This is a genomic window from Priestia flexa NBRC 15715 (assembly GCF_001591565.1).
Classification (GTDB): domain Bacteria; phylum Bacillota; class Bacilli; order Bacillales; family Bacillaceae_H; genus Priestia; species Priestia flexa.
The window spans coordinates 1-11,942 of the sequence record NZ_BCVD01000119.1; the positions used below are offsets into that span (position 1 = coordinate 1).

Genomic DNA, 11,942 nt, shown 5'->3' on the forward strand with positions numbered 1-11,942 from the left:
CACTCCAAAATAAATAATTCGACCTGCACGTATGATTGTGCAGGCCTAGTTAAATTAAATATGCTCTAACTGTTTGAATTATTTTTTATTCAGCATATGAATAGCATGTCCCATAACGCCTTCAGCTGCTTCCATGAGTGGTTCAGGTAAAGTTGGGTGTGCATGAATTGTAAGGCTGAGATCTTCTGCCGTTGCCCCTGACTCAATTGCAAAAACTGCTTCAGCAATAAGAGATGATACTTCTGGCCCTACCATTTGTACACCTAAAACCCGATTAGATTCTTTATCCGCCACAACTTGTACAAAACCATCGGCATCCGAAACAGATAAAGCTCTGCCGTTAGCTTGGAATGGAAAACGGCTAGAAACCGTTTCATATCCTTCTTCCTTTGCTTCCTTCTCCGTTAAACCTGTATAGGCTACTTCAGGATCGCTAAAAATAACAAAAGGCATTGCCTGAAAATCAATTACACTTTTTAGCCCACTTATTACCTCTGCAGCTATCTTACCTTCATAACTAGCTTTATGAGCAAGGAGGTAACCACCAGCACAGTCCCCGATCGCATATACATGTTCAACATTTGTTTGACATGTATTATTTATCTTAATAAAACCGCGTTGATCTAATTCAACCCCGATATTTTCCAATCCAACTTTTCCTGTGTTCGGTTTTCTTCCAATGGAAACTAAGCAATAATCCCCTTTAATTATCTCTTCCTTCCCATTAACCTGAACTTGAACATTTACTTCATCGCCTGTATTTTCTCCACCTTGGACTAAAGCATTCGTTATAACTGTGATTCCAAGTTCCTTTAAATGACGTTTTACTACATTTGTAAGCATAGGGTCCGTACCTGGAAGAATTGTATCTGATCCTTCAAGGATGGTCACTTTAGCTCCGAATTTAGCATAAGCAGTACCCAATTCCAAACCGATATAACCACCACCTACTACAACTAAATGTTTTGGTACTTCTTGAAGCATCAATGCCTCAGTTGAAGAGATAATTCTTTTTCTATCAAATGGCATACTTTTTAACTCAGTAGGTAATGATCCTATCGCAAGGATTAAGTCTTTGTATGAAAAGAATTTTTCTTCGTTACCAATTTTGATTTTGGCAACATAGGGTTCAGTAAGATAAGCTTCCCCACTAATGACTTCCACTCCATTGCCTTTCAGTAAAGTCCGAACTCCATTCGTTAGTTTATTTACTATACCGTCCTTCCACTTCACTACTTCTGGCATCTCTACTTCAACTTCACCAGAAACCTTTATTCCCATTGAGTTGGCATGTTTTATGTGTTTTACTCGTTCAGAAGCACTAATAAGAGCCTTTGAAGGTATACAACCACGGTTAAGGCAAACCCCTCCTAGTTCTGCTTTATCCACCAAAACCACTTTTTTCCCTAACTGAGCAGCACGTATGGCAGCTACATAACCTCCTGATCCTGCGCCTATAACTAACAGATCTACATCATTTTTTCCTTCAACAGTCATTTCAGTTTCCTCCTTCGATTTTATAAAGAATGAAAAGAATTATTTTAAATTAAGGATGAAAGCGTTTTTGTCCCATGTGGATACCAATATGTAATATAAAAGCTGCTGTTTTACTTATACCCAATCTTTCCATTTTTAATTAGGCTGGATATTTAGAAGTTATACTATTAATGAGATCATTTTTAGAAAAGGGCTTTCCAATCTGTCTGGAAAGCCCTTTTTAGCCCTTTTCCCTTTATTCTTTCACTCTCATTAGTCGCAAACCATTTAGTGCTACCAGAAGGGTTGCACCCATATCAGAAAGGATAGCAATCCAGAGCGTTAACCAACCTGGGATAACCAATAGTAAGGCAATAAATTTAATAGCAATTGCAAAAGTAATGTTAGCTTTGATTATATTTAGAGTTTTTCGGCTAAGTTTTACAGTGAATGGAAGTTTTCTTAGATCGTCACCCATTAGAGCGACGTCTGCCGTTTCCAGGGCTGTATCTGTACCAGCTCCACCCATTGCAATACCAACTGTTGAGGCCGCCAATGCAGGTGCATCATTGACACCATCTCCTACCATAGCTACGTTGCCATACTCAGATCTCAACTGTTTAATAAAGTTTAATTTGTCCTGTGGCATTAGTTCTGCCTCAATATCAGATACTCCAACCTGCCCTCCGATAGCATTAGCAGTACCTTTGTTATCACCTGTAAGCATAATTGTTTTTTTGATTCCAAGTTGATGTAACTTTTGAATAATTTCCTTACTTGATTCACGAACTTCATCAGCAACTGCAATAACTGCAAGTATTTCTTTTTCGGTTCCAATAATCATGGCTGTCTTACCTTGATTTTGAAGAGTAGTAACATTTTGTTCTAAGTCTTTATCGAAATTAGAAATTGCTAATTCTTTAAAGAGTTTCGGGCTACCGATATAATAAGTCGTCCCGTTTACAATACCTTTGATACCCTTACCTGTAATAGAAGAGAAGTCCTCTACCTGTACGTCAGAATAAGAAATGTTCTCCTCTTCTGCTTTTTTCATAATCGCAGATGCAAGTGGATGCTGAGAACGATACTCTAATGCAGTAATGATGGATAGTAATTCTTTTTCATTTATCATCTGTTTGTTCAACACATTAAAATCAGTTACAGCTGGTACACCTTTTGTTAATGTACCTGTTTTATCGAATGCTATGGCCTTTAAGGCACCCATTTCTTCTAAATAAACTCCGCCTTTTACAAGAACACCTTTTTTCGCAGCATTCCCAATCGCTGAAACAATCGAAATCGGAGTCGATATGACCAACGCACAAGGACAACCAACAACAAGAACAGCTAATCCTTGATAAATCCATGTTTCCCAACTGCCATCAAAGAATAAAGGAGGGACTATCGCAACTAATGCTGCAATAATCATAATGATCGGTGTATAATATTTTGCAAATTTATCGACAAATGCTTGCGAAGGAGCACGTTCTCCTTGTGCTTCCTCTACAAGATGAATAATTTTAGAAATCGTTGTATCTTCTACAAGTTTCGTTATTTTTACTTCAAGTAATCCTTCTTCATTTAATGTACCTGCAAATACCTCATCATCAACTGTTTTCTCAACAGGGACTGATTCACCGGTAATAGCTGCTTGGTTGACTGCAGAGTAGCCATTTACGACTACACCATCCATCGCAATCTTTTGACCAGGTTTTACAATCATAATATCCCCAACAACAATATCATCGACATGAATCATTATTTCTTGTCCATTACGTCTAACGAGTGCCTCTTTAGGAGCGATATCCATTAATGAACGAATCGATTGTCTTGCTCTGTCCATAGAGAATCGCTCAAGTGCTTCACTGATTGCAAAGAGAATAACAACAATGGCAACTTCTGCCCATTCTCCAATAATAGCACCACCTATAACAGCTACTGTCATAAGGGTTTTCATGTCAAATTCAAAGCGTAGTAAATTTTTCAAACCGACTTTAAAAAGTGACAACCCTCCAATAACCATGGATGCTAAAAACAATAAGGTAGTAACAATGTTCTCTTCTCCGTTCACAGACGAGGAAAGGTAACCAAAAGCAATCAATAAGGAAGCATAAAGTAGAGTACTATGCTTTTTATAAAACGGCACTTTTTCTTCTTTCGTATCTTCTTTTACCTCTTGTGAAACTTGGCGAGCCGATTTTTCAGGAGTCACTTTAAGATTTTCGAATGCACCGGCTTTTTCTAGTTCTTCAATTGTTGCATTACCATAAACAGCAATTTTAGATGCACCAAAATTTACTTTTGCATCCTGAACTCCTGGAATCTGTTTTACGTTAGTTTCAAATTTCCCTGCACAGTTTGCGCATGTAAATCCTTCAACACGGTATACGTTTTTGTCCTCTTCAACCTTTTGTTTAGCTTCCCGCCTTGGTTTTTCAGGAGCCACTTTAAGATTCTCAAATGCACCTGCTTTTTCTAGTTCTTCAACCGTTGCATCACCGTAAACAGATATCTTAGATGCACCAAAATTTACTTTTGCATCCTGAACTCCTGGAAGTTTTTTAACATTATTTTCAAACTTCCCTGCACAATTTGCACATGTAAACCCCTGAACGCGGTAAACATTTTTTTCAGTCTCTAATGCTTTTGCTTCAGACAATTTTAACAACCTCCTTCTGGTGTGCAAATGCAACCTGTATTAGTTGCTTTACATGATCATCATCTAATGAATAGTAGACTAACTTACCTTCTTTTCGATATTTAGCTAATCCAAGATTTTTAAGTAACCTCAAATGATGAGATGTTGTGGCAGTTGTAGCACCAACAATATTCGCTACATCACATACACACAATTCATCTTCTAAAGAGAGAGCATACGCAATCTTAATCCTAGTATCATCCGATAAAGCTTTAAAAATTTTGGCTACTTCCAAAGGATTTTGTTGGAGTAGTTCATTTTTACCTCTTTTGACTTTTTCTTCATCTATACACGTAACTTCACATGCATCATTTTGCAAATTTTCCACCTCATATCATTCAAATATTCATTTGATTATTATTATAATTTAACAAAAACAAATAGTCAAATATATGTTTGAATATAATTCACATAAAAAGCAGGTTTTCTTTAGTTTGCAGTAATTAATTATTCTTATAACTGAATTTAATTTCCTTTTTATGTTGGATACACTAGAGGGAATATCGTCAGGATGCAATTTTCAAAACAGTAAGAGTTTTTCACTATAAAAAGCCCGATTTCTCTCTTTATTAGAGAAAAAACGGGCCTTTGCTTTTTTGACTCTCCATTAATATTAGGGGATCAACTTATAAAACCTACTTCCGTGATTGAGGAATCAACATTGTCCATTTATCTTGTTCGGCTAAAAGCGAACTTAATAATCTAATTATCTGTAATTATAACTTTCGTTTAACATTCTTTAGCACTACTTTGCTATGGGGAATACTTGGCATGCTCACCATGCTGTAACTTAAATCCTGGTTAGGAACTTCATATTCCATTCGGTTGGCCAGATAATCGAGACTTACTTTCATGACTTCAATGGTGACCCACTCTCCAGCACAGCGATGACCCATAAAGTAATCACCACCACCCTGCGGAATAAAGCTAAAAGGGCTTCCTTCCCATTTGGCAAACCGATCAGGACTGAACATATCAGGATTTTTCCAAATTTCAGGGTCATGATTGGTGCCATAAAGATCCAGTAAAGTTAATGTTCCTTCTTCAAATTTATAGCCGTTCCAGGTGAAATCTTTTTTTACCAGTGCTACAACAAACGGAAAAAACGGATAAAAACGGCGAACTTCCTGTACAAACATCTGAGCATACTTTTCATCGCCGGATTTAAGTTTCTCCCTTTCTTCCGGATAATGGTGCACTGCCAGCGCAATGAAATTGATGAATATAGCAATCGCCACAATCGGCCTCAGGATATTAATTACTTCCACAGAAGCTGTGTCAGTAGCCAATAGATTCCCTTTCAGATCACGGTGCCAGGCAAATCTATGTAAAGCCGTATCTTCTGGGGGATTCACTTCCCCATTACGCACTTTATCAACCAACTCACCAATCCAATTTTCTACTTTATTCCGTGCATTTCTCCCTAGCCAATGGTTTGGGCCAACTGCAGCCGGAGACTCGAACATCGCCGCCAAGTCTTTTGTCATTTCCTTAACATCGTCTTCTTCCAACGGGACGCCTGCCCACTGGCAGGCTATTCTGCACAGGACTTCTTTTACTTCTTCATAAAGAATAACTTCATCCATCTGTTCCCATTTATGTAGTGCTGTCTTCCACTGTTTTTTTGTAATGTCTGTTAGGCTTTGAGGTCCCTCGGGAGACATGATAGACATAAACATTTCCTTCCGATGTCTGTGATCTTGTCCATCCAACCCCTGAACACCATTCTTCCCGAACAATGTTTGAACTGCCCGGTTCGGTGCTGCATCCTTCCTTTTAAATTTCTCTGAATCATAAAAAACTTCCGCAGCTTCGTTTCCTACCATACAGATTGCTTTCTTTCCAAGCAATCGGGTCTCGAAAATATTAGAATTAAAACTTTTACGTCTGTTTAAAATGTACATATATCCTTCTCTCATAAGGGTCAAGCTATGATCTATTCCTTCTTCACGAGGCATTTGATTTGTATCTGACATATCATTCATCTCCATTTTATTAGTGATAATTTTATTCTTTGTAACTTTTCCCTAATTACTCTTGAAAAAAACTTGGATCAACATACTATATAATGAACATTATCAAGATAAAGAAAATGGCTGCCGACTTTGTCGACAGCCTAAGACCCTAATCCAAATTAGGTTTTTTTTATTTTTTGTGTTCATTCTGAGTGTACCATGTTTAAAATGTAGTAAAATCAATAGGTGGTTTCTATTGGAAGATCCTTTATACTAACTTAACAGCAATCCATATTTGACTTTTTCATCATTTTCTTACAATCTTTTATTTTCATTTTTCCATTTTTCGCCATTTCGCAACAATCCATTTGACAGTTCATTTCCTCACACATTTCCATACATTCTTTTTTTGATTGACAACAATCCATCTCTTCCGATTGTGCTGCATAAACAGAACCACTAAATGCCATCACTACTAAAAATGCTAAAGAAAATATTACTTTTCTCATCCCTTTTCCCCCTTATGTAAAAATGATTGATGTGTCCAATGGTATTATACTATACCGCTAATTAACACTCACTAGATTTCTAACACTACAAACATAAGAAACGAGAGCTTAGGATAAAAAGCTCCCGTCTGAATAGGATTAGTAAGCTTTACATTGGTTGAACACCCGATCCACCACAACAACCACATCTTTTTCCACCGTGACAACAAGGGCAACATCCACTTCCCTGACAGTGGTGACATCCACGCCCACTACAACAACAGCACATACCAGCACCACCACAATAACGACAACAGCCTGCACCGTGACAACAACGGCATTGGTGCATACACTCACCTCCATAAAATAACCACACATAGTATATATATTTATGTAATATTAAACTTAGGCGTTCCCCTTATATAAGGGGGTAGCTCAACCATTTATCACATTTCCACATTAGTATAAAATTCAATAAATAAGATTTCCCCTAAAACGAACGTTTTTGGAACTTGAAATTATGACTTAAAAGACTACATAAAATCTACTAAATTTAAGTACCAAAAGCCATGTCCAAAAACAAAGGTCCTTTATTCGTTAAATCATCCGTTTATGGTACTATTAAAGTTGATTAGTAAGGTTTTGGAGGTTAGATAAATGAATTTTGGATATGCTCGTGTAAGTACAGAGGATCAAAATTTAAATATGCAGTTTGATGCTTTAAAACAATATGGAGTAGACAAGATATACCAGGAAAAGCTTACAGGAACAAAAAAGGACCGTCCGCAACTTGAAGAAATGCTCAAAGGATTACGTAAGGGAGATAAGGTTGTTGTATACAAATTGGATCGGATATCTCGCTCAACCAAACACCTTATTGAGTTGAGTGAACATTTTACTGAAATCGGAGTCGATTTCGTTTCCATTAGAGATAGCATTGATACCTCAACTGCAATGGGGAAATTCTTCTTTCGAACAATGGCAAGCATTGCAGAACTGGAACGAGATATTATCAGTGAACGAACAAAGTCCGGATTAGACGCAGCCAGAGCAAGGGGAAGAATAGGTGGAAGACCAAGAAAAAGATCAGACAAGGTTCAAATGGCATTAAAGATGTATGACAGTAAGGAATACGGCATTAAAGAAATTACAGAAGCAACGGGTCTCAGTAAGACTACCCTTTATCGTTATATTTATAGCAGATAAAAATCATTAGAGATAGTTAAGGTGGGAGAATTCTTGAGGGGAAGAGAATTACTTTCGGTGGAACAACGGAATGAGTTATTACGACTGGTATTCACAACTGAAGAAGAACTAGCAATGTATTATACGCTTTCCGAATATGATATTGAAGTCATTAATCGCCATCGTAGGGATCATAATCGATTAGGTTTTGCTATTCAGTTATGCATTTTAAGGCAACCAGGATGTTCATTAGTTGATTTACCAGAAAAAGTTCCAGAAGAACTTGTACGATTTGTTGCAAAACAAATTGGAGTAGACCCTACTGTTTTTAATCTGTATGCCAAACGTGATCCGACCCGTCGTGAACATTTAGAAGAAATACGAAAAGAGTATGGCTATCGCAGCTTTCAGTTAAATGACTATCGGGAAATTTCCTACACTTTATTGCAACATGCTTTAGAAAATGGTAATACCCTGTATTTAGTTCAAAGTACGATTAATCTTCTACGTAAAAGAAAAATTATTCTACCTGCTCTTTCAACCATAGAACGTCTAGTATGGGAAACCCGTAAACGGGCAGAGAAAAAAATATTTATGTTACTAACAAAGTCTTTATGTGACTGGCAAAAAAGAAGATTAGACGAACTAATTGCTTCATCAAAACATAATAAAAAAACACTCCTTGCATGGCTTAAAGAGATTCCGGGACAATCATCACCAGATGCATTTTTAAAAGTAATAAAGCGATTGGAATACGTCCGGGATTTAAATTTATCCATTAATATAACAGACATACATCCCAATCGCCTTCTTCAATTGGCCAGGATTGGTTCACGATATGATGCCTATTCATTTCGTAGTTTCAAAGATAGTAATAAAAGATATGCTATATTAGTAGCCTTCCTTTTAACACTTAGTCAGGATTTAATCGATCAAGCTATTGAAATTCACGATCGACAAATGTTGATCCTACAATCTAAAGGTCGAAAACAACAGGAAGAAATTCAAAAACAGAACGGAAAATTAATTAATGAAAAAGTAGTTCAGTTTGCAGACATCGGATCTGCTTTAATAAAGGCAAAAGAAGATGGGCTGAATCCATTTGAAATAATAGAAAATGTTATGCCTTGGGAAAAGATTGTGGAATCTGTAGAAGAAGCCAAGCGCTTAGCCCGTCCTATGAATTATGACTATCTGGACCTTTTAAGTACTAGGTTTTCTTATCTTAGAAAATATACACCTATACTACTTAAAGTTTTAGAATTTCGTTCATCAAAGGGCTCTCAGCCTTTACTACAAGCTTTAAATACAATTAATGAAATGAATGAAACAGGGAAACGCAAAGTACCTGATGGCGCCCCTTTAGATTTTGTTCCAAAACGCTGGGAAAAGCATGTTTATGATGAAGATGGAAGTATAAATAGGAAGTATTATGAGTTAGCTGCGTTAAATGAGTTGAAAAATCATATCCGTTCAGGGGACGTTTGGGTAGTGGGAAGCCGATTACATAAGGATTTCGAGGAGTATCTAGTTCCTAAAGAAGAATGGAATAAAGCCCGTATCGAGGGAAATAGATTAGCTGTTAGCGTATCGGCTACAGATTATATTAGTGAACGAACTTCAGCCCTACATAAACGCCTTCATTGGATTACGAATAACCTTGATTCTTTAGAAGGTGTGAACCTTGAAAAATCTAGAATTCAATTGGAACGATTAGATAAAAGTACTCCAGAAGAAGCCCGAACCTTTAGTTTATCTCTTTACAATTTATTACCCCGTATTAAACTTACAGATTTATTAATTGAAGTCGCTAATTGGACAGGCTTTGATAATCAATTTATTCATGCTTCAACAAACAGGCCGCCAAAAGGAGAAGAAAAAGCTGTAATTATGGCAACTCTAATGGCAATGGGAACAAATATCGGTCTAACTAAGATGGCTGAAGCAACACCTGATATTTCCTATTCTCAAATGATAAATGCCATGCAGTGGAGACTACATGAAGACGCTTTAACTCGAGCACAGGCAACGCTTGTTAATTTTCAGCATCGGCTAAGTTTAGCATCTTACTGGGGAGATGGAACAACTTCTTCTTCCGATGGGATGAGGGTACCGATCGGTGTTTCTTCTTTGCATGCCGATTCCAATCCACATTATGGAACCGGTAAAGGAGCTACCATCTACCGTTTTACGAGTGATCAATTTTCATCATTCTACACAAAAGTGATTAATACGAATGCTAGAGATGCAGTACATGTGATTGATGGCTTGCTTCATCACGAATCGGATCTTTGTATTGAAGAACATTACACTGATACAGCTGGATATACCGATCAAGTCTTTGGATTAAGTCATATACTTGGGTTTCGTTTTGCACCCCGATTGCGTGATTTAGCAGATTCAAAGCTTTATTTCATCGGTCAATCAAATGATTTTCCAAGATTAGAAGGTATTTTACGAGGAAAAATTAATACAAAAATCATTCAAGAAAATTACGATGATGTTTTAAGGTTAGCTCATTCGATTAGGGAAGGAAAAGTATCTGGTTCACTTATTATGGGGAAATTAGGCTCATATGCACGTCAGAATAAGGTAGCTACTGCACTTCGCGAAATGGGGAGAATTGAAAAAACCATTTTTATTCTTGATTACATTTCAAATGAAGCATTGCGCAGGAGAATTCAACGGGGGTTAAACAAAGGTGAATCTATGAATAGTTTAGCCAGGGCGTTGTTCTTTGGAAAACGAGGAGAATTACGGGAACGCGGACTTCGTGATCAGCTTCAACGTGCTAGTGCTTTAAATATTTTGATTAATGCTATTAGTGTATGGAACACGGTTTATCTTACAGAAGCAACAAAAATATTAAAAGAAAAAGGGATACTTCAGGAGAATTTGTTGCAGCACATTTCCCCATTAGGATGGGAGCATATTAATTTTCTTGGTGAATATAAGTTTGATTTAAATCGGATTTCAACCATAGACTCCTTACGCCCTCTGAATCAATAAATAAATGAAGTCGGTATTCCTTAGTGTACAGAATATCGGCTATTTTTATGTTGAAATGGTCTTAGCGTACAAAATTCGCATTTTTGGCTCTGAACCCCTTTTACAGAAGAACCACTTAAAGTCATTGTGCAAAAATCGCAATAATATTGAACTTCATTAATCTTTTCAATCTTACTACCACAATATCCACATGTTTTTCCCATATATAAAACTCCCTTTTATTTAATAATATCCGTTCAGTTTACCTTACTTTAATTATACCATTTGGGCATATTATAGTAAAGTTTTTTTACTTATATATGCCCTTTTAGTCAATTAAGCTGCCAATTCTTCCACTTTTACTACCTTCAATTTTTCAATAATATTATGACTGCACTTCAATATTCCAGTGCCTATTTTTTTTATAATGTCTATGTCTTGTGACCACCCAGCAATGTAGCGAAAACTATAATCTGATGTATCAAAGTCAAAATAGTTCATTACTATATAAGCAACAGATTCAGCTTGTGATTCACGTATATTATTGGTAACATCTTTAAATTCTCCATTATTTTTACTGTGTAAAATGTGGTGAGCATATTCATGAATCAGTGTTTTTAATTGTTGTATAACGCTTCTATTCTTATTAATTGCAATATATAGTTCTTCTAAATGATGGTATCCATTAGCTTGATTAATCTCTTTAAAGACAACTGGTATATCTAACAAATCAATCCATTTATTTAAAAGTGCTTTATGTTCGTCTTCTCCACCCTCTAATAATTTAGGTTTTAAAAGTGGAAGTTCTTTTCCTGTTGTCTGTGAAACGTCAAATACATTTACATATCTAAAACCCACTATTTCTTTCTCTTTTTCTTCTGAGTTATCTTCATTATTTTTTATAATTGGGGCCAAAATCTTAATTGCCTTCTCACCTTTTTTTACATATCGTCCATCTCTTTTCCATTCTTGAAATCCTTTTACCATAGTTGCTTGTGGATTTTGTAAAAAGATTAACATAGTATTCCCAAAACTGTAATTATGAAAGCTTGTTGCGAATTTTAACCAATCAGAAAATTGATTACTATTAATAACCGATTTAATACCTTCATCTAACTTAGTAATAATGTTTTCAAGAGATTCTTTACTCAT

9 protein-coding genes are annotated in these 11,942 nt (G+C 36.3%); 2 read left to right on the forward strand and 7 right to left on the reverse strand.

The features are described from left to right. Window positions 1-78: 78 nt before the first annotated feature. The 6 genes from lpdA to BFL01S_RS16360 form a co-directional block, all read right to left on the reverse strand. Window positions 79-1,497 carry a dihydrolipoyl dehydrogenase gene (lpdA, locus tag BFL01S_RS16335; protein ID WP_047943208.1) on the reverse strand — a complete coding sequence of 473 codons (1,419 nt, stop codon included), beginning with the start codon at window positions 1,495-1,497 and terminating at the stop codon, window positions 79-81. Window positions 1,498-1,732: 235 nt separating this feature from the next. After that, a complete protein-coding gene (locus tag BFL01S_RS16340; protein ID WP_061786332.1) occupies window positions 1,733-4,135 on the reverse strand; it encodes a heavy metal translocating P-type ATPase in 2,403 nt (800 codons plus the stop codon). Beyond that, on the reverse strand, window positions 4,128-4,493 hold the full coding sequence (locus BFL01S_RS16345) for an ArsR/SmtB family transcription factor (protein ID WP_061786333.1): 366 nt from the start codon (window positions 4,491-4,493) through the stop codon (window positions 4,128-4,130). Before BFL01S_RS16345 ends, BFL01S_RS16340 begins: the two co-directional genes overlap by 8 nt. A gap of 397 nt (window positions 4,494-4,890) precedes the next feature. Then, on the reverse strand, window positions 4,891-6,150 hold the full coding sequence (gene cypC / locus BFL01S_RS16350; protein ID WP_061786334.1) for a CYP152 family fatty-acid peroxygenase CypC: 1,260 nt from the start codon (window positions 6,148-6,150) through the stop codon (window positions 4,891-4,893). A 257-nt stretch (window positions 6,151-6,407) separates the two neighbouring features. Continuing rightward, the gene (locus BFL01S_RS16355) at window positions 6,408-6,638 is read right to left on the reverse strand and encodes a hypothetical protein (RefSeq protein WP_061786335.1); all 231 of its coding nucleotides are present in this window, start codon (window positions 6,636-6,638) and stop codon (window positions 6,408-6,410) included. 138 nt (window positions 6,639-6,776) lie between these two features. Further along, the gene (locus BFL01S_RS16360; RefSeq protein WP_061786336.1) at window positions 6,777-6,980 is read right to left on the reverse strand and encodes a hypothetical protein; all 204 of its coding nucleotides are present in this window, start codon (window positions 6,978-6,980) and stop codon (window positions 6,777-6,779) included. A 294-nt stretch (window positions 6,981-7,274) separates the two neighbouring features. Here BFL01S_RS16360 and BFL01S_RS16365 point away from each other — a divergent pair, with 294 nt between their 5' ends. After that, window positions 7,275-7,823: a recombinase family protein gene (locus BFL01S_RS16365; RefSeq protein ID WP_061786337.1), complete on the forward strand. Its 549-nt coding sequence runs from the start codon at window positions 7,275-7,277 to the stop codon at window positions 7,821-7,823. A 33-nt stretch (window positions 7,824-7,856) separates the two neighbouring features. Next, window positions 7,857-10,811 carry a Tn3 family transposase gene (locus tag BFL01S_RS16370; protein WP_174521198.1) on the forward strand — a complete coding sequence of 985 codons (2,955 nt, stop codon included), beginning with the start codon at window positions 7,857-7,859 and terminating at the stop codon, window positions 10,809-10,811. Window positions 10,812-11,126: 315 nt separating this feature from the next. Here the strand turns inward: BFL01S_RS16370 and BFL01S_RS16375 are convergent. Beyond that, window positions 11,127-11,942, reverse strand: an 816-nt coding sequence (locus tag BFL01S_RS16375) for an ArdC-like ssDNA-binding domain-containing protein (RefSeq protein WP_061786339.1), incomplete at its 5' end; no start/stop codon positions are given.

Excerpts from the sequence above, each read along its gene's own strand:
- lpdA (WP_047943208.1), bottom strand. The coding sequence starts at position 1,497 with ATGACTGTTGAAGGAAAAAATGATGTAGATCTGTTAGTTATAGGCGCA.
- cypC (WP_061786334.1), bottom strand. The coding sequence starts at position 6,150 with ATGTCAGATACAAATCAAATGCCTCGTGAAGAAGGAATAGATCATAGC.
- BFL01S_RS16355 (WP_061786335.1), bottom strand. The coding sequence starts at position 6,638 with ATGAGAAAAGTAATATTTTCTTTAGCATTTTTAGTAGTGATGGCATTT.
- BFL01S_RS16360 (WP_061786336.1), bottom strand. The coding sequence starts at position 6,980 with ATGGAGGTGAGTGTATGCACCAATGCCGTTGTTGTCACGGTGCAGGCT.
- BFL01S_RS16365 (WP_061786337.1), top strand. The coding sequence starts at position 7,275 with ATGAATTTTGGATATGCTCGTGTAAGTACAGAGGATCAAAATTTAAAT.